The 16433-nt window shown below is 72.5% G+C and carries 20 protein-coding genes and 1 pseudogene; 5 read left to right on the forward strand and 16 right to left on the reverse strand.

Annotation, left to right across the window (positions count from 1 at the left end):
* Together Q8W71_RS15785 and pgeF are read right to left on the reverse strand one after the other, a co-directional pair.
* Positions 1-324 (reverse strand): annotated as a pseudogene (locus tag Q8W71_RS15785) (porin family protein); the annotation flags it as partial.
* A 301-nt stretch (positions 325-625) separates the two neighbouring features.
* Positions 626-1408, reverse strand: coding sequence for a peptidoglycan editing factor PgeF (gene pgeF / locus Q8W71_RS15790; protein ID WP_305526341.1), 783 nt, complete (start codon positions 1406-1408; stop codon positions 626-628).
* A gap of 226 nt (positions 1409-1634) precedes the next feature.
* Here pgeF and Q8W71_RS15795 point away from each other — a divergent pair, with 226 nt between their 5' ends.
* Positions 1635-1820 carry a fibronectin-attachment protein (FAP) gene (locus tag Q8W71_RS15795; RefSeq protein ID WP_305526342.1) on the forward strand — a complete coding sequence of 62 codons (186 nt, stop codon included), beginning with the start codon at positions 1635-1637 and terminating at the stop codon, positions 1818-1820.
* Positions 1821-2003: 183 nt separating this feature from the next.
* On the opposite strand, the gene Q8W71_RS15800 is transcribed toward Q8W71_RS15795, so the two are convergent.
* The 3 genes from Q8W71_RS15800 to Q8W71_RS15810 form a co-directional block, all read right to left on the reverse strand.
* Positions 2004-3116 (reverse strand): class I SAM-dependent methyltransferase, encoded by a 1113-nt coding sequence (locus Q8W71_RS15800; RefSeq protein WP_305526450.1) that lies wholly within the window; start codon positions 3114-3116, stop codon positions 2004-2006.
* 26 nt (positions 3117-3142) lie between these two features.
* Positions 3143-4042 (reverse strand): prolipoprotein diacylglyceryl transferase, encoded by a 900-nt coding sequence (lgt, locus tag Q8W71_RS15805; protein ID WP_305526343.1) that lies wholly within the window; start codon positions 4040-4042, stop codon positions 3143-3145.
* A gap of 72 nt (positions 4043-4114) precedes the next feature.
* Positions 4115-5104: a catalase family peroxidase gene (locus tag Q8W71_RS15810; RefSeq protein WP_305526344.1), complete on the reverse strand. Its 990-nt coding sequence runs from the start codon at positions 5102-5104 to the stop codon at positions 4115-4117.
* Between the two features lie 101 nt (positions 5105-5205).
* Here Q8W71_RS15810 and Q8W71_RS15815 point away from each other — a divergent pair, with 101 nt between their 5' ends.
* Entirely contained in the window at positions 5206-5469 is a 264-nt protein-coding gene (locus Q8W71_RS15815) for a type II toxin-antitoxin system prevent-host-death family antitoxin (protein WP_305526345.1), read from the forward strand.
* A complete protein-coding gene (locus Q8W71_RS15820; protein ID WP_305526346.1) occupies positions 5466-5600 on the forward strand; it encodes a hypothetical protein in 135 nt (44 codons plus the stop codon). The genes Q8W71_RS15815 and Q8W71_RS15820 overlap by 4 nt, the downstream gene beginning before the upstream one ends.
* Positions 5601-5612: 12 nt before the next feature.
* Here Q8W71_RS15820 and Q8W71_RS15825 read toward each other — a convergent pair whose 3' ends face one another.
* The 11 genes from Q8W71_RS15825 to Q8W71_RS15875 form a co-directional block, all read right to left on the reverse strand.
* Complete coding sequence (locus Q8W71_RS15825) at positions 5613-6518, reverse strand: VOC family protein (RefSeq protein ID WP_305526347.1); 906 nt, start codon at positions 6516-6518, stop codon at positions 5613-5615.
* 235 nt (positions 6519-6753) lie between these two features.
* Positions 6754-7656 carry an SMP-30/gluconolactonase/LRE family protein gene (locus Q8W71_RS15830; protein WP_305526348.1) on the reverse strand — a complete coding sequence of 301 codons (903 nt, stop codon included), beginning with the start codon at positions 7654-7656 and terminating at the stop codon, positions 6754-6756.
* Between the two features lie 206 nt (positions 7657-7862).
* Positions 7863-8312 (reverse strand): cupin domain-containing protein, encoded by a 450-nt coding sequence (locus Q8W71_RS15835; RefSeq protein ID WP_305526349.1) that lies wholly within the window; start codon positions 8310-8312, stop codon positions 7863-7865.
* Between the two features lie 65 nt (positions 8313-8377).
* Positions 8378-9865: a replicative DNA helicase gene (locus Q8W71_RS15840; protein ID WP_305526350.1), complete on the reverse strand. Its 1488-nt coding sequence runs from the start codon at positions 9863-9865 to the stop codon at positions 8378-8380.
* Positions 9866-10287: 422 nt separating this feature from the next.
* Positions 10288-10860: a 50S ribosomal protein L9 gene (rplI, locus tag Q8W71_RS15845; protein ID WP_305526351.1), complete on the reverse strand. Its 573-nt coding sequence runs from the start codon at positions 10858-10860 to the stop codon at positions 10288-10290.
* Positions 10861-10904: 44 nt separating this feature from the next.
* A complete protein-coding gene (locus tag Q8W71_RS15850; RefSeq protein WP_305526352.1) occupies positions 10905-11912 on the reverse strand; it encodes a DUF2232 domain-containing protein in 1008 nt (335 codons plus the stop codon).
* Positions 11913-12115: 203 nt separating this feature from the next.
* A complete protein-coding gene (gene rpsR, locus Q8W71_RS15855) occupies positions 12116-12367 on the reverse strand; it encodes a 30S ribosomal protein S18 (protein ID WP_305526353.1) in 252 nt (83 codons plus the stop codon).
* Between the two features lie 2 nt (positions 12368-12369).
* Positions 12370-12849, reverse strand: a complete 480-nt coding sequence (gene rpsF / locus Q8W71_RS15860) for a 30S ribosomal protein S6 (protein ID WP_305526354.1) — start codon at positions 12847-12849, stop codon at positions 12370-12372.
* 442 nt (positions 12850-13291) lie between these two features.
* A complete protein-coding gene (locus tag Q8W71_RS15865; protein WP_305526355.1) occupies positions 13292-13774 on the reverse strand; it encodes an atp-dependent helicase in 483 nt (160 codons plus the stop codon).
* A gap of 132 nt (positions 13775-13906) precedes the next feature.
* Positions 13907-14482 (reverse strand): DUF3016 domain-containing protein, encoded by a 576-nt coding sequence (locus Q8W71_RS15870; protein WP_305526356.1) that lies wholly within the window; start codon positions 14480-14482, stop codon positions 13907-13909.
* 148 nt (positions 14483-14630) lie between these two features.
* Positions 14631-15005: a PH domain-containing protein gene (locus Q8W71_RS15875; protein WP_305526357.1), complete on the reverse strand. Its 375-nt coding sequence runs from the start codon at positions 15003-15005 to the stop codon at positions 14631-14633.
* A gap of 130 nt (positions 15006-15135) precedes the next feature.
* Between Q8W71_RS15875 and Q8W71_RS15880 the strand changes: the two genes are divergently transcribed.
* Both Q8W71_RS15880 and acpS read left to right on the forward strand, forming a co-directional pair.
* A complete protein-coding gene (locus tag Q8W71_RS15880; protein ID WP_305526358.1) occupies positions 15136-15921 on the forward strand; it encodes a pyridoxine 5'-phosphate synthase in 786 nt (261 codons plus the stop codon).
* Positions 15918-16319: a holo-ACP synthase gene (gene acpS, locus Q8W71_RS15885; RefSeq protein WP_305526359.1), complete on the forward strand. Its 402-nt coding sequence runs from the start codon at positions 15918-15920 to the stop codon at positions 16317-16319. The genes Q8W71_RS15880 and acpS overlap by 4 nt, the downstream gene beginning before the upstream one ends.
* Positions 16320-16433: the final 114 nt, after the last annotated feature.

Here is a 16433-nt window from a genome sequence, read left to right on the forward strand (position 1 = left end):
CTGGCCGCCGCCGGAGAAGCCCTCACGGTTGCTGTTGGAGTAGACCAGCGTGGAGCCGAGCGGCGCCAGGGCGCGGTAGGGCGCGAGGCCGCCCGGGCCGAGGACGACCGGGTTGCCGGCGGTCTGGACGAAGCCCTGCGAGCCGTTGCTGCTGGCGTCGAAGGCGTAGCCGGCGTTGATACCGAAGTAGGCGCCGGTCCAGGTGAACACCGGGACGGGCGTGAACACCGGCGGCGGCGCGCGGCGCGGAAGGTCCGCGGCGAAGGCCGAGCCGGCCAGGGCGACGCCGGCGAGGGCGGTGGTGGCGCGCAGAAGAGCTTTCATGGTCTGGTCCTCACTGGTCGTCCGGCCCGCCTCTGTCGGGCGGTGACGGCACGGTGGATCTGGTTACGTTCCAGCGGTTCCAGGGCTGCTTTGCGCTCCGCGGTCTCGCCCGCCGCTCTCGCGGCCCCTTGGGCGATCCGCCGTTCTTCCCCGGCACCTTGACCCCACAACGCGCTCCAATGGTCAAGGTTCAGTTGCGGCCACGCTTTTTCTGCGCATCACCCTTTGACAAAGTGTCGCACCCCCTGGTCGGTACGGTTAAGGTCCGTGAACCGCCGCGCGCGCCATCCGCCGGGGCGGGTCAGGGCGCCAGCGCGATGGCCGAGATCAGCCGCCCGTAATCGGCTTCCCCGCGGTGGGTCGTGCGCCGGAAGCTGTAGAAGCGGTCCGGGTCCGCGTAGGTGCAGAGGTTGAGGGCGCTCGCCTCGCCGATCCCCGCCTCCGAGAGCCGGGCCAGGATGAAACCCGGCAGGTCGAACTGGGCGTGGTCCGGCCGCGTCCCGGGGCCCAGCAGATGATCCAGTCCCGGCGCCTCCGCCCGGAACCGCGCCACGAAATCGGGCCCGACCTCGTAGCTCGCCTGGGCGATGGTCGGGCCCAGCACCGCGACCGTGGTGGCCCGCGCCGCGCCGAGCCCCTCCATCGCCGCGACCGTCGCCTCGATCACGCCGGTCAGCGCCCCTTTCCAGCCGGCATGGGCGGCGCCGACCACCCCGTTCTCCGGGTCGGCGAACAGGATCGGGCCGCAATCGGCGGTGGCGATGCCGAGGGCGAGGCCGGGGACCCGCGTCACCATCGCGTCGGCCTGGGGGCGCGTGTCGAGGGGAAACGGCGCCTCCACCGTCACCACCGCCGCGGAGTGGACCTGATAGAGGCTCACGAGCCGATCCCGCGGCAGTCCGAGCACCGCGCACATCCGCGCCCTGTTCTCGGTCACCCGCTCCGGCCGGTCGCCGGAGCCGAGGCCGCCGTTGAGGGCCGCGTAGATCCCGTCGGACACGCCGCCGACCCGGGTGAAAAAGGCGTGGCGGATCCCCGCATGCGAGGAGAGTTCCGGCGCCTCGATGAACTGGCCTGCGGTCACGGCTCGAACTCCCCCGGCTGGCTTGTTGCCCCGCGATAGCCGATCGCCGGCGCCCTGACGACGGGCGGAACCGACCGTCTCACGTTGCATTGCAGCATCGACGCGTTACCTTGCGCGCGCCGGACCCGACTCGGGTTCCGGCCAAGATGGGACGATGCGCACCCGGTACGACCGGTGCGCGCCGCGCTCCCACGATCTCGACGCCAGCCCGATGGGAAGGACCGCGATGCTGCGACCGAACGAGACCGAACGCGCGCCCGAGGCCGATGCCGAGGCCGCCCTCCCGCCGGAGGAGACCGGCTACACCGGGGAGCGGCCCGCCGTGCCCGATCCCGCCGACAAGAACCCGCCCGCGCCGCCGCGGCCGCGCCCGGCGACGTCCTCCGACGAGGGATTCTCCTCCTTCGGCTGAACCGGACACGCGGCGACCCCGACCGATGGCCGGGCTCGCCGCCACAGGCCGAACCCGCGTGATCCCGGATCTCGCGTGTTCGCGTCGCGACGCGGATCCGGACGGCGCTCGAGCGCCGCGCGAGCCGACTGAGACGCCCGGCCCTCTCGATCGGCCGGAGGGTGTATCAGTGTCAGTTTCTATTTAGGTGGGCGGCTCCGCGTCCGACGACGACGCCTCCGGCAGGCCGGGCAGCGGCCCGAGGCCGGGGGCGGCCACCGCCATCACCTTGAACAGGCGGCCCATGCCGCGCTCGCCCGGATCGGTCAGCCGCGCGACGGCCGCGTCGATCGCCGCGGCCTGGGCGGCGTCCGCCCGGGCCCTCAGCCGCGCCGCCCGCTCCGCGAGGCCCAGCGCCAGCAGGAAGTCGCCCTGCGCGACGGGGCCGTGGACGGCGGCGCCCTCGGCCCGCGCGGCGCCGGCCAGCGCGGCGAAATCGACGTGGGCGGTGAGGTCCGCCGCCCCCGGCGCCGCCAGCGGGTCGGCGAAGCGGTGGCCGGCCAGCGCCTGCAGGGTGTCGCCGAAGCCCGGCCGGACGTGGCCGTAATCGATCGCCAGCAGGGCGCCGCCCTGCTCATGGAACCGGCGCGCGAGGCCGCGCACGAGGTCGAGCGCCGGCCCCGGCACGCTCATCACCGCCCCCTCCGGCGCGGTCGCGCCGAGGCCGGGCACCGGATCGGGCGAGAGGCCGAAGGCGAGCGCTTCCCCGTCCGGCCCGAGGCCGACGACGCGCTCGTGCCAGCCGCTCGCCGTCCGCGCGAACTGGCGTACCGGCAGGCAGTCGAGGAACTCGTTGGCGAGCACGATCGCGGGCCCGTCCGGCAGGGTGTCGAGGCCGGCGTGCCAGATCGCGCCGACGCCCGCGCCCGCGCCCGCCAGCGCCCGCTCCTGGGCGGCGCGCAGCACCGGGCTCGTCTCGACGAGGTGGACCGCGACGCGGACCCCCGGCGCCGCGGCGGCGAGCGCCCGCAGGGCGTCGGCCATCAGCGTGCCCCGGCCGGGGCCGAGTTCGACCAGCGTCAGGGGGCCGGGCGTGCCGCTCGCCCGGTGGACGTAGGCCGCCCAGGCGCCGAGCAGCTCGCCGAACATCTGGCTGATCTCGGGGGCGGTGGTGAAGTCGCCCCGCGGCCCCAGCGGGTCGCGGGTGCGGTAGTAGCCGTGGACCGGGTGGCCGAGGCAGAGCGCCATGTAGCGGTCGACGCCGATCGGCCCGCTCGCGCGGATCAGCGCGGCGATCTCGCGCCCGAGCGGCGTCACGCCTCCGGGGGGCACGCCTCCGAAGGTCACGCCTCCACCCGGGCGCCGGGCGCCCCCTCGTCCGGAAGGGCGGCCGTGCGGCGCGGCCGGGTCCAGCCGCGGGCGGCGAGCACGATGTAGGTCAGCCCGACCAGCGCCATCGGCAGGCAGAGCAGCATGCCCATCGTCACCCCGCCGCCCAGCGGCCCGAGATGGTCCCCGAACAGGTATCCGAGCTGCGCGTCGGGCTCGCGGAAGAACTCGCAGACCGTCCGGGCGAGCGCGTAGTCGAGGACGAAGATGCCGCCGAGCAGCCCCGGCTTGCGGAAGCCGAAGCGGCGCACCGCCACCGCCATGACGATGAACAGCAGCAGCCCCTCGGTCAGCGCCTCGTAGAGCTGGCTCGGGTGGCGCGGCAGCGGCCCGCCGGTGGGGAAGACGATGGCGTAGGGGAAGTCGGGCGCGATCCGGCCCCACAGCTCGCCGTTCACGAAATTGGCGAGGCGTCCGAAGAACAGGCCGATCGGCACCACCACCGCGCCGATGTCGAGCAGGGTGTAGCCGTTCAAGTTTTTCGCCCGCGCGAACAGCAGGAACGCCAGGATCGCCCCGAGGAAGCCGCCGTGGAACGACATCCCGCCGTTGCGGATCGCGAAGATCTCGATCGGATCGGCGATGTACATCGGCAGGTTGTAGAACAGCACGTAGCCGAGGCGGCCGCCGAGCACGACCCCGAGCGCCACCCAGACCACGAGGTCGTCGATGTCGACGACCTGCGGGCGCTTCACCACGCCCCAGAGGGAGTCCGCCATCACGAGGCGGCGGGCGTAGAACCAGCCGCCGAGCAGCCCGGCGATGTAGGCCAGCGCGTACCACTTGATCGTGATCGGTCCCACGGCGATCGCCACGGGGTCGATCGCCGGGAACGGCAGGGCGAGGAGCGGCATCGATCCACCTCCGACAGGCCGGCGGGCTTGGCGCCGCCGGCCCGGCGCGTCAAGCGGTGCGTCGCCCACGTCTCACGGCTGGCGCCGCGAGAACGAGACCGCGTAGGCCTGGACGCGGGCGTCGATCAGCGGGTCGTCCGAGACCTCGACGCCATCGGCGAGCGCGTTCGGCAGGAACAGCAGCGCCTTCTCGGCCTCGGCGCTGTCGGCCACCGGCTTCGTCAGGGTCAGCGTGCCCATCTCGACGGTTGGGCGGTCGTCGGGCCAGGGCTTGGTGGCGTCGTTCGTGGCGTCGCCGGCTTGCGCGAGCTGCGCCAGGACGCGGTAGGCCACGGGCGTGCGGGCGAGGCGGGCGCGGATCTCGTCCATCAGGAAGCCCGGCGCCTGCTTCTCCGCATCCTCCGGCGTCAGCAGGTCCTCGCCGGCCACCGGCACGAACCGCCAGCGGAAGGCCTGCCGCTTGCCGGCCGTATCGACGAGCACGAAGGCGTTGACGCCGTTGAAGGTCTGCCGGGCGAGACTCGATGGGGTCCCGGCGGTGGATCCGGCGGTGCCGGCGGCGGGGTGAGCCGCGATGAACCGCTCCACCGGCGTCGGCTTCGGGCTGTCCGGCTTGCTCCGCGAGGCGGCGGTGAGGAGGTCACGGAACTCCTCGCCGGTGGCGACGGGGAAATACTTCAGCGCGTTGACCACCACGTCCATCTCGCCGCCCTCGGCGAGCTTGAACTTCACCGCCAGCCCGTGCGGGTTGGCGCTCTTGGCGCCGTCGGCGATCAGCGGCAGGCCGGTGGCGTCCGAGAAGCGCACCGTCACCGGCACGGTCGGGCCGGCGAAGAGCGAAGCCTTGCTGTAGGTCGCCGCCTCGCGGCTCGGGGTGAAGCTGCCCTCGACCACGGTGCCCTTGGCGTGGTTCGCCCGGAAGCCCGGGTGCTTGCCCCAGAGCGTGTTCATCACGTCCACCGTCTGCTCGGCGGTCGAGGCGTCCTGCGCCGCCGCCGGCAGCCCGGCCGCGAGCGCCAGGGCGAGGCCGGCCACGGCCCCAAACGTTGTCCTGCGATGCATCCTGTTCCCCGATCGTGCCGGTCGTTGCCGGCGATTCCCGTGCCGCGTGCGCGGAGGCGCGCGGTGCGACCGCTTTACGCCCGGTCGCGGCGAGAGTTACCGTGCGCGACAACCTTTCTCGGGCGCGTGCCATGCGAGTCGACATCGAGACGGCCGAGGGACGTCTGCCGCAATCGATCGAAGCGGCGGTGCGCGGCGAGGACGTGGTGCTCGCGGCGGGAGAACTGTCCGTCGCCCGGATCGTCCCGATCCCGACAACCGCCTTCGAGATCGGTATCCTCGCGGGTCAGGGTCTCGGCCCGGGGCCGGACTTCTTCGAGCCCGTGCCCGACGCAGAGCTGGAGCTCTGGGAAGGCGGTCGTTGACCGCGATCCTCCTCGATACGCATGCCCGGGCTTGGAGCCTCACCGACGACCCGCGGCTCTCGCGCCGCGGCCGTGCCGCGATCGAGGCGGCGGACGCCGCCTTCGACGGCTTCGTCCGGCGGATCCGGTGAGGCCCTGACGCATCACTCCGGCCGCACGAACAGGAATCCGTGCCCGTCCGGCCCCGCCGCGTAGGCAGCCGCGCCGTCCGCCGAGACGCGTCCGGGGAAACCCGCCGCCGCGAGCGCCCGGGCGAGGCCGGCCGGATCGGCGGCGGCGAGGATGAAGCGCGTCGTGGCCCGGTCGCGCGGGCCGTAGGGTGCGGGCGTCGGCCGCGTCGTCGCCGGCGTGCGGTAGTGCAGCAGCTCGACGTGCGGCGCCGGCTCCGGGGGCTCCAGGGCGAGAACGTCGACCTGCGGATCGTCCACGCCGTCGAGGCGCGCCTGCTCGGCGCCGCGGTTGAGGCCGCTCTGCGCCAGCCGTAGGCCGAGGGGGCCGGTGAGGAAGGCGCGCGCCGCGTCGAGGTCGGTGACGGTGATCGCCGAGTGGTCGATGCCGAGGAACAGGCCCGGCGCGTCCCGCCAGCGCGCGGCCGGGGAGCCGTCGGGGAAGACGATCAGCTCCAGCGGGTGTCCGTCGGGATCGCGGAACTTGTAGGCGGTGACGCCGCCGGAGGTGGGCGGCAGCACCTGCGGGCCGCCCCGGCTGATCGGCGCCGGGTTCACGCCCGCGAGCCGCGCCATCGCCGCGTCCATGTCCCGCACGGGGATGGCGAGGTGCTGGAAGAACGGGTCGGTGGCGAGCGGGTCGGCGGGGTAGGGGGCGCCGGGCGGGTCGGCGGCGAGGAACGTCACCGCCTGGGCGCCGAGCCGCATCCGCAACTGCCGTGCGCCCGGCCCGAGCCCCATCGCCTCGGCGTGGGCCGCCGGCACCGGCTCGGGCGGGGCGATCCGGGTGAAGCCGAGGCCGTCGCGGTAGAAGGCTTCGGTGGCCGCGAGGTCGGCCACCGTCCGGCCGAAGCCGAGGATGCTTTGGACGGGGGCGGTCATCGGCTGCACCCGGACGAGACGCCGACAACCCCACCGCCTCTCCCTCCCCCCTCTGCGGGGGAGGGTGGCCCCCGCGTCAGCGGGGGTCGGGAGAGGGGAGCGCGGTGTCCGGAGAGGTCGCGACGCGCGGTGCATCCTGCACCGTCGCGCCGCCCCTCTCCCCCCCTGCTGCGCAGGGGACCCTCCCCCGCAGAGGGGGGAGGGGGAGTCTGGTGCAGGATGTCGAGACAGCCGCTCACAGCACCACCGCCCCGCGCACGTTCACGTAGATCGCGTAGACGCTGTGCGAGGCGCACAGGAACAGGCGGCTGTTGTTGCGCCCGCCGAACGTCAGGTTGGCCACCGTCGAGGGCACGCGGATCTTGCCGACCAGCTCGCCCCCCGGGTCGATGCAGTGGACGCCGTCGCCCGCGCTCGACCAGAGATTGCCGTGCTCGTCGCAGCGGATGCCGTCGGCGTTGCCGGGATGGATCGTGCAGAAGATTTGTCCGCCCGAGAGCCGGCCGTCCTCCGAGACGTCGAACGCGCGCACGTGCTGCACGGGATCGGTCGCGAACTGGAGCCCGGTCTCGACGATGTAGAGCCGCCGCTCGTCGGGCGAGAAGCACAGGCCGTTCGGGCCCTGGAAGTCGTCGGCCACCACGGTGAGGGTGCCGTCGCGCGGGTCGAAGCGGTAGACCGCCGCCGGCAGCTCCGAGTCCTGCTTGCCGCCCTCGTAGTCGGTCTGGATGCCGTAGGGCGGGTCCGAGAACCAGATCGTCCCGTCCGACTTGCAGACGATGTCGTTGGGGGAGTTGAGCCGCTTGCCCCGATAGCGCTCGACCAGCGCCGTGACCGTCCCGTCGAGCTCGGTCCGGTGGATGCGCCGGCCGCGGTGCGAGCAGGACAGCAGCCGCCCCTGTCGGTCGCGGGCGTGGCCGTTCTCGAAGTCGCCGTCCTGCCGGTAGATGCTGAGCCCGCCGGACTGGCTCCAGCGCATCACGCGGTTGTTCGGCAGGTCGGAGAACAGCAGCTCGTCCCGGTCCGCGAACCAGACCGGCCCCTCGACCCAGCGAAACCCCTCGGCGAGTTTTTCGAGGGGCGCGTTCGGCAGCACGTAGCTCTTGAAGACCGGCTGCGTGAGTTCGAATCCGTCCATGGCTGTCGTTTCGATGCCTCGAAGCGCGTCTGTGACAGAAGGCCGATCCCACGCGCACCCTCATCCTGAGGTGCTGCGTAGCAGCCTCGAAGGAGGGCTCCAGAAGTCGCTGCGATCCCTGGAGCCCTCCTTCGAGGCCCGCTGGCGCGGGCGCCTCAGGATGAGGGCGCGCGCGGGATCGGGCGCATCGGCGTAACCTCGAAAACCTACGTGAACCGGCCGGGCCGGTTCACCGTCGGCTCCACGTCGAGACCGGTGACGATCATCGTGCAGGGCTCATCGCCGACCGTGCCCGAGAGGTGGCCCTTCCGGCCGTCGCGCGCGCGCGTGTTCTGATCCTCGCCCATCATCAGCTCGCCCGGGCCCATCTCCACCCGGGTGCCGTCCATGGTCTCCACGAACCAGCGCCCGGACAGGACCGCGATCCATTGCGGGCGCGGGTTCTCGTGCCACTCGCCCACCCAGCCGACGGGCAGCACCGTGAAGGTGACGACGGCCGGGGTCTTCGCCTGCTTGTCGTTCCACTGCGGCGCGGTCTCGGGATTGATCCCCTCGAACTTGAACTGCGACAGCGCGCAGAGCTTCTGGCGGCTCACCCCGTCCGCGTCGGTGTAGACGTGCCAGTAGGGCATCGTCGGCGGGTCGGGCTCGGCCATCGTCGCTCCTTCCGTGAGGTCGAGGGGGCAACGTGGCGCCGGGCGGCGGGTTTCCTGAGCCCGCCTCACATCTGCTCGGGCAGGCGGTCGGTCTGGGCGAGATTCGAGAAACGCGTGATGTTGGCGTCGAACTGCAACTCCACCGTGCCGGTCGGGCCGTGTCGCTGCTTGCCGATGATCACCTCGGCCTTGCCGTGGACGCGCTGCATCTCCGCCTCCCAGGCGAAGAACTCCTCCGTGCCCTCGCGCGGCTTCTTGTTGCCGACGTAATACTCCTCGCGGAACACGAACATCACCACGTCGGCGTCCTGCTCGATCGAGCCGGATTCGCGCAGGTCGGCGAGCTGCGGGCGCTTGTCGTCGCGGTTCTCGACCTGGCGGGAGAGCTGCGAGAGGGCGATGATCGGCACCGCCAGCTCCTTGGCGAGCGCCTTCATGCCGGTGGTGATCTCGGTCATCTCCTGCACGCGGTTGTCGCTCTTCTTGCCCGAGCCGGACAGGAGCTGGAGATAGTCGACGATCAGCAGGTCGAGGCCCTTCTGGCGCTTGAGCCGCCGGGCCCGGGCCGAGAGCTGCGCGATGGAGATGCCGCCGGTCTGGTCGATGTAGAACGGGATCGTCTGCATGTCCCGGGCCGCGTCGGTGATCTTGTAGAAGTCCTGCGGTTGGATGTCGCCGCGGCGGATCTTGTAGGAGGCCACTCCGGACTGCTCGGCGATGATGCGGGTGGCCAATTGCTCGGCCGACATTTCCAGGGAGAAGAAGCCGACGATGCCGCCGTTGACCGTCTCGGTGGTGCCGTCGGGCCGCTTCTCGCCGCGATACGCCTTGGCGATGTTGAAGGCGATGTTGGTCACGAGCGAGGTCTTGCCCATGGCCGGGCGCCCCGCGAGGATGATCAGGTCGGAGGGCTGGAGACCGCCCATCCGGGCGTCGAGGTCGGTGAGCCCGGTGGCGATGCCGGACAGCTTGCCGTCCCGCTGGTAGGCCTTGGCCGCCATGTCGACCGCGGCGGTCAGCGCGTCGGAGAACTTCTGGAAGCCGCCGTCGTACTTGCCGGCCTCGGCCAGCTCGTAGAGCCGCCGCTCGGTCTCCTCGATCTGCTCGCGCGGGGCGACCTCGACGGGGGCCTCGTAGGCGCCGTTCACCAGATCCTCGCCGATGGTGATCAGCCGGCGGCGGATGGCGAGGTCGTAGATGGTGCGGCCGTACTCGCCGGCGTTGATGACCGTGGTCGCGTCGGCGGCGAGCCGGGCGAGGTACTGCATCACCGTCTGGCCGCCGAAATCGGCGTCGCCAAGATAGGTCTTCATGGTGATCGGGGTGGCGAGCTTGCCCGCCTTGATCAGCGACGCCGCCACGGAGAAGATCTGCTGGTGGGCGTCCTCCATGAAGTGCTCGGCCAGCAGGAAGTCCGAGACGCGGTAGTAGGCGTCGTTGTTCACGAGCAGGGCGCCGAGCAGCGCCTGCTCCGCGTCGATGTTGTGGGGGGCGACCCGGTACTCGGCCTGCACCGCCTCCAGCTTGGCCGTGATCGCGTTGGGCAGGGCCATCGGCGCACACACTCCGGGTTCGGGCGCCGCGCGGGCGCTTCGGCATCACACCGCCCGACCTTGGCCCCGGTACGGTTACCGGAAGCCTAGCCGACGGCCGCGCCCGGGGCATCCCCGGAGACGCGAACGCCCGCCGACTCCTCGGGAGCGGCGGGCGTCCATGCTGGAACAAACCTGGAACGTGTCAAGCCCGGGCGGGGATCGTCCCCGATCTCCACCGGGTCTGCGCGCGGCTCAGGCTCTCCTCCCCCTTGTGGGGAGGAGATGGAGGTGGGGGTGGTGCCGGACGAAGCTCGGCGATCCCTCCTGAACCACCCCTACCCCTCCCCACAGGGGGGAGGGGATGTGCAGCGTGTCCTGCGGCCCCGATCCCGACGAGCCGAACCTTGTCTCCGCGAGGCGAAGCGGCAGTCCGAAAAGAATCAGCCGCGGTCGTCGGCGCCCTCGCCGGCATCGGCCAGCGCCGCGCCGACTTCCAGGCCGAGGTCGTCGAGGTTGAACGCCTCGCGCTCGATGACGGTCTCGCCGCGGGCCTGACGCTCGGCCTCCTCGGGGCTGCGGGCGACGTTGACGGTGATCTCGACCTCGACCTCCGGGTGCAGCACCACCGGGACGGTGTGCAGGCCCAGCGTCTTGATCGGCTGGTTGAGGTGGAACTGGCCGCGCTCGGCCGAGAAGCCCTCCTTGGTCACCACCTCGGCGAGATCGCGGGTCGAGACCGAGCCGTAGAGCACGCCGGTCTCGCCGGACTGGCGGATGAGGGTGAAGCTCTGGCCGTTGAGCTTCTCGGCCACCGCCTCGGCGTCCTTCTTCCGCTCCAGGTTGCGCACTTCGAGCTGGGCGCGCTGCGTCTCGAAGTGCTTCTTGTTGGCCTCCGTCGCGCGCAGCGCCTTGCCGCGGGCGAGGAGGAAGTTGCGGGCGAAGCCCGGGCGGACGTTCACGGTCTCGCCCATCTGGCCGAGCTTGGCCACGCGCTCGAGCAGGATCACTTCCATGGTCTTGTCTCCTTACCGGTCTGGGGGCCCGCATGGGGCCAAGGTCACGGCGCCGCCGGGTCCTTCCGGCGGCGGCGGTCGAGGGCTGTGTCGGCGAGGCCGAACAGGGTGAGGGCGACCAGGGCGATGCCCTGGGTCACGAACAGGATGAGGTACATCCCGAACAGCATCAGGCCGCGCCCCGGACGGCCGCGGGAGCGGTCGTGGAAGGCGGCCAATCCCTGGAGGGCGAAGGCGGCGCAGAGCGAGCCGACCAGGGCCACCCCGAGGACGCCCGCGTAGCCGGGGGCGAAGCTCAGCGCCGCGGCGACGGCCAGAACGCCCAGCGTGGTGCGCGGCATGGCGGTCGACGGGATGTCCGGCCACGGACGCGGCAGGCGCCCCGAGATCTTCACGATGCGGGCGGCGGCCCAGAGATAGAAGGTCAGCAGCAGCGCCAGCCCGTTGGCGGCGAACGCCGGGACGGTACGGGCGAGCGCGTCCGCGACCTCGCCGCGGGTGACCTCGGCCGGGCTCGCGTCCGGGGCTCCCGCGTCGCCCTGCGCCGCTTCGCCATCGGGCCGGTCGGCGGGCCGCGTCGGGGGCGTGGGACGGCCGGCCGGATCGCGGGCCTGGACCAGCGTGTGGGCGAGGCCGCGCAACTGCCGCTCGAACGCGGCGTGATCGGGCGAGGACAGGACGGCGATGGCGATGAAGGCGAGGGCGGCGGTGGCGGCGATCCAGCCGAGCAGCCGGCCCGTGGGATACCATTCGAGGCCCGAAGCGGTCTCGCGGCCGAGCATGGCGAGGTAGGCGAGCCACCACGCGGGCAGGGCGATGTAGGCGCCGAAGGCGAGCCCGAGGAAGGGGGCGACCACCAGCACCAGCGCGAGGCTGCCCGAGACCGCCGCGGCGAGCGACGCCCGGTGGTTCCAGCCGAGCCCGACGATCAGGATCGGCAGCGGCGCTAGGAGGTAGAGCAGGATCGCGAGCGGGGTCGCCTTCAGCAGTACCCCGAACAGGAGTGCCGAGACGAGGCCCGCGCCGATACCGATGCCGATCGTGTGTGCCATGGGTTCCGCTGTCCCGCCGCCCGTCCGGGCGGGGTTAGAGGCGAGGGTGCCCCAACGATACCGGCTCGACGGAGCCGGCAGGAATCGCTCCTCCCCCTTGCGGGGAGGAGCCGGAGGTGGGGGTGGCTCGGGATCGAGCTGCGGTGCCTTCCGCACCACTCCCCGCCCCTGACCCCTCCCCGCAAAGGGGGAGGGGACCAGCCCTACTTGATGACGTAGGGCAGCAGGCCGAGGAAGCGGGCGCGCTTGATCGCCTGGGCGAGTTCGCGCTGCTTCTTGGCCGAGACCGCGGTGATGCGGCTCGGCACGATCTTGCCGCGCTCCGAGACGTAGCGGGACAGGAGCTTCACGTCCTTGAAGTCGATCTTCGGCGCGTTGGCGCCGGAGAACGGGCAGGTCTTGCGACGACGGAAGAACGGACGACGGCCACCGCCGCCACCAGCACCGAAAGCCATGATCAGTTCTCCCCGCCGCCGAAGCTGCGCTCGCCGCGGTCGCCGCGATCACCCCTGTCGCCGCGATCCCCGCGGTCGCCCCGGTCGCCGAAGCCGCCGCCACCGAAGCCGTCGTCGTCGCGGCGCCGGCCGCGCTCGCGGTCCTTGCGGTCGTCGCGGTCGCGCTTCTGCATCATCGCCGACGGCTCGGACTCGAGCTCCTCGACGCGGATGGTCATGAAGCGCAGCACGTCCTCGGAGATCTGCATCTGGCGCTCCATCTCGGCGATGGCCGCCGGAGGCGCGTCGATGTTGAGGAGCGCGAAGTGCGCCTTGCGGTTCTTCTTGATGCGGTAGGCGAGGGACTTGACGCCCCACATCTCGATCTTCTCGAGACGGCCGCCGTTCTGCTCGATCACACCCTTGTAGGTGTCGATCATCGTCTCGACCTGCTGGGACGTCACGTCCTGCCGGGCCAAGAGCACGTGCTCGTAGAGAGGCATTCCGGGCCTTTCGTCGTCAAAGGAGGCCCGGCCGCGGGTGCGGCTGTCTCGGGCCGGTTCATCTCGCGCAGCGCTCGGCGCCAAGCCCTTCGAGCCGTGTTTGCAGGCCCGAGCGGTTGATCGAAGGCGGAGACACGGGACGACGGGTTTTTCGGCAGAGAAACCCTGCGAGAGAAACCCTGCACCGACGCGCGGTGCCGTCCGTTCAGCCCCCGGCCGGAGCGAACGCGAGGGGCGCCCCATAATCGGTTTTCCGTCTTCGGGCAAGCCGGGCTAGAGCGCTCTCCGCCGAAGTGGATGCCGGTTCGGCGAAAGAGAGCGCGTCAAAACAAGGATTTAGAGTCGAGCACGATTGCAACGCGATCGGGAACGGCTCTAAGCCGGCGACCGCGGAGGGGGCCGCGGAGGGGGCCGCGGAGGAGGCCGCGTCCCGCGGCGCCCGTCAGGCCCGCAGGTCCAGCACCTTGCGCGCCTCGTCGAGCAGCACGCGGTGCTGCACGGCGGCCGGGCCGTCGTCGGGGATCGTCCGGGCGGCCTCGGCGAGGAGCGCGCGGAACCGGCGGCGGTCGAGGCCGCGCCACCCGACGCTGGCGATCAGGGCCGCGAGGACGACCTGCACGGCCTCCGTGCGGGCTTCCGCCTCCGCCAGCGCGGCGGCGTGCCCCTCGGCGCCCGCCCCGGCCTCCGCCAGCGCCGCGCGCAGGCCGGCGATCTCGTCCCGCAGCGCGGCCTCCCGCCCCTGGGCGGCTTGGTGCTCTCGCAGGATCTCGTCGCGGGCCCGGGTCATCGCACGCGACACCCCCCGCGCCGCGTCGCGCTCGGCCAGGATCCGGTCCTCGCGGGCGAAGGCGCCGTCGTAGCGCGCCCGCTGCTCCGTGATGACGGTGAGCAGGCTCAGTTCCTGCGCGGTCTTTCCCCCGATCACGGTCGTCTCCAGGCGGTCGGCCGCCTGTTTAGCGGCTTCGGCCCGGCAATCCACCCGCTGCGGCGGATCTTGGGGCCGTGCTCCCGCCTGATCTCTCGTGCCGAACCCGTCTCCAACTCGGCGGCGTGCGCCCTATCCGAGACCCCGCCCGTACCGGAAGCGCTCCTCGAACCAGTCGGTCAGGATCCGGCGCTCGTAGTAGAGCGGCCCGGAGGAGAAGCGCGGGTTGCCGAGAGCGAGGAAGTTCGGGTTGGTCACCGTCTCCGTGCCCCGCGCGACGACCCGGCCGCCGCGGCGCAGCAGGTAGGCGAGGCGGATGCGCGGCGGGGTCGCCGCGGTCACGACGCGGGGTCCGCCGGCGACGCCGTAGCCGAGGGAGCCGATGCCGGCGAGATCGACGTCGAGCACCGTCACGTCGAGGCTGTCGCCGGGCCGGAGATACAGCTTTCCCAGGAACTCGAAGATACGGGTCAGCTCGGTCGTCGTGCCGCGCGGCGACGGGCCGGGCCGGGCGCCGTTGCCCGCGTCCGTGTAGGTCAGGGGCGGCGCGAAGCGCACCTGCACCTGCTGCGCCGCCGCCGGCGCCGCGGCCAGCAGCGCCGCCGCGAGCAGCGCGGACCGAAGCGCGCGCGCCGGGCGCGACGGCCTGCGGGCCTCCCGCGGCGTCGATCCAGGGGCGGTGTGGCGTCGGCCGGACGGGTCGGGCATGCAGGCCCCTCTCGCATTTTCTCGCAACTGGCGGCCCGGATATGGGATGCGGTGGGCCGCCGCGTCAGTGCGCGCCGCCGGCCCTCCGGCGACCGCAAGCGTGGGGGACGGACAAAGGTCCGCTCCGGCCGGAGCAATCACAAAAGACCTATTTCAGCGAGGCGGCGATGGCCTGCTGGATGCCGAGCACGTTGGCGCCGCGGCCGAGCGTGCGCTCGATCGGGTCGGGCCGGCCCGAGACCCAGATCTTCAGCTCGGAATCGAGGTCGAAGGTCCCGGCCGTCTCGACCGAGAAGCTGGTGATCGCCCGGTAGGGCACGGTCAGGTACGACACCTTGCGGCCGGTAAGCCCCTGGCGGTCGACGAGGATCAGCCGCCGGTCGGTGAACACGAACAGGTCGCGGATCACCTTGAAGGCGACGCGCACCGCCTCGCCCTCCACGAGAAAACCGGCGAGCTGCTCGTCCACCTCCCGGGGGCCGAGATCGCTGCCGTGGCCGAGCAGGCCGTCGAGGAATCCCACGCTCCGTTCTCCCTTGCATCCGCCGCGGGGGCGCCCCGTCCGGCGGGACTTGCAGGCAGGGCTTGCGGTCGGGCGCCGCAACCGACAGGAAAGGTGCCGTCCCGCACCCGCCCAGCCACGACGACCCGCCATGACCGTCCCGCCGCTCCGCCTCGGCGTCAACATCGATCACGTCGCCACCGTGCGCAACGCCCGCGGCGGCGCCTATCCCGATCCCGTGCGGGCGGCTTTGCTCGCGGTCGAGGCCGGGGCCGACGGCATCACCGCCCACCTGCGCGAGGACCGGCGCCACATCCGCGATACCGACATCGCCGCCCTGAAGGAGCGATTGGCCGTCCCGCTCAACTTCGAGATGGCGGCGACCGACGAGATGGTGGCGATCGCGCTGGCGACCCGCCCGCACGCCGCCTGCCTCGTTCCCGAGAAGCGGGCCGAGCGCACCACCGAGGGCGGGCTCGACATCGTCGCCGGGCGCGATCACCTCGCCCCCCGCATCCGCTCGCTGGCCGAGGCGGGCATCCGCGTCTCGCTGTTCGTGGAGCCGGAGCCCGCGGTGATGGAGGCCGCCACGGCCCTCGGCGCGCCGGTGGTGGAGCTGCACACCGGCAGCTACTGCGAGGCGGCGATCGAGGGCGACCCGGAGCGGGTCGCGCACGAGCTCGCCCGCATCGCCCGCGCCGCCGCGCACGGTGCCGGCCTCGGGCTGGAGATCCATGCCGGGCACGGCCTGACCCTCGACAGCGTCGGACCGGTGGCGGCGCTGCCGCAGATCCGCGAACTGAACATCGGCCACGCGCTGATCGCCGACGCCATCTTCGTCGGGCTCACCCAAGCGGTCCGCGACATGCGCGCCGCAATGGAGCGAGCGCGGGTCCGCGACATGCGCGCCGCGATGGACCGGGCGCGGCGGCCGTGATCCTCGGCATCGGCTCTGATCTCTGCGACATCCGCCGGGTGGAGAAGACCCTGGAGCGCCACGGCGAGCGCTTCACCCACCGGGTGTTCACCGCGGGCGAGCGCGCGCGCTGCGACGCCCGCGCCGCCCGCGCGCCCGGCTACGCGCGCCGCTTCGCCGCCAAGGAGGCCTGCGCCAAGGCGCTCGGCACCGGACTCAGCTGGGGTGTGTTCTGGCGCGACATGGAGGTGGTCAACCTCCCCTCCGGCCAGCCGACCCTGCGGCTCACCGGCGGCGCCGCGGCGCGCCTCGCGGCCATGATCCCCGCCGGCCACGCGGCGCACCTGCACGTGAGCCTGACCGACGACCCGCCGCTGGCCCAGGCCTTCGTGATCATCGAGGCGTTGCGCGCGGATTAAGCTCCGCCGGCCCGCGTTGCGGGTGCACCCCGCATGGGCTAGACCCCCGCTCGCGGCGGACACGATTGCGGCGCATTCCTGGGGCCAACCGCGCCCGGGCTGCGGACGAGGATG

This window comes from Methylobacterium amylolyticum, from assembly GCF_030700245.1.
GTDB lineage: Bacteria > Pseudomonadota > Alphaproteobacteria > Rhizobiales > Beijerinckiaceae > Methylobacterium.

Excerpts from the sequence above, each read along its gene's own strand:
- Q8W71_RS15795 (WP_305526342.1), top strand. The coding sequence starts at position 1,635 with ATGCTGCGACCGAACGAGACCGAACGCGCGCCCGAGGCCGATGCCGAG.
- lgt (WP_305526343.1), bottom strand. The coding sequence starts at position 4,042 with ATGCCGCTCCTCGCCCTGCCGTTCCCGGCGATCGACCCCGTGGCGATC.
- Q8W71_RS15810 (WP_305526344.1), bottom strand. The coding sequence starts at position 5,104 with ATGCATCGCAGGACAACGTTTGGGGCCGTGGCCGGCCTCGCCCTGGCG.
- Q8W71_RS15825 (WP_305526347.1), bottom strand. The coding sequence starts at position 6,518 with ATGACCGCCCCCGTCCAAAGCATCCTCGGCTTCGGCCGGACGGTGGCC.
- Q8W71_RS15830 (WP_305526348.1), bottom strand. The coding sequence starts at position 7,656 with ATGGACGGATTCGAACTCACGCAGCCGGTCTTCAAGAGCTACGTGCTG.
- Q8W71_RS15835 (WP_305526349.1), bottom strand. The coding sequence starts at position 8,312 with ATGGCCGAGCCCGACCCGCCGACGATGCCCTACTGGCACGTCTACACC.
- Q8W71_RS15840 (WP_305526350.1), bottom strand. The coding sequence starts at position 9,865 with ATGGCCCTGCCCAACGCGATCACGGCCAAGCTGGAGGCGGTGCAGGCC.
- rplI (WP_305526351.1), bottom strand. The coding sequence starts at position 10,860 with ATGGAAGTGATCCTGCTCGAGCGCGTGGCCAAGCTCGGCCAGATGGGC.
- Q8W71_RS15850 (WP_305526352.1), bottom strand. The coding sequence starts at position 11,912 with ATGGCACACACGATCGGCATCGGTATCGGCGCGGGCCTCGTCTCGGCA.
- rpsR (WP_305526353.1), bottom strand. The coding sequence starts at position 12,367 with ATGGCTTTCGGTGCTGGTGGCGGCGGTGGCCGTCGTCCGTTCTTCCGT.
- rpsF (WP_305526354.1), bottom strand. The coding sequence starts at position 12,849 with ATGCCTCTCTACGAGCACGTGCTCTTGGCCCGGCAGGACGTGACGTCC.
- Q8W71_RS15870 (WP_305526356.1), bottom strand. The coding sequence starts at position 14,482 with ATGCCCGACCCGTCCGGCCGACGCCACACCGCCCCTGGATCGACGCCG.
- Q8W71_RS15880 (WP_305526358.1), top strand. The coding sequence starts at position 15,136 with ATGACCGTCCCGCCGCTCCGCCTCGGCGTCAACATCGATCACGTCGCC.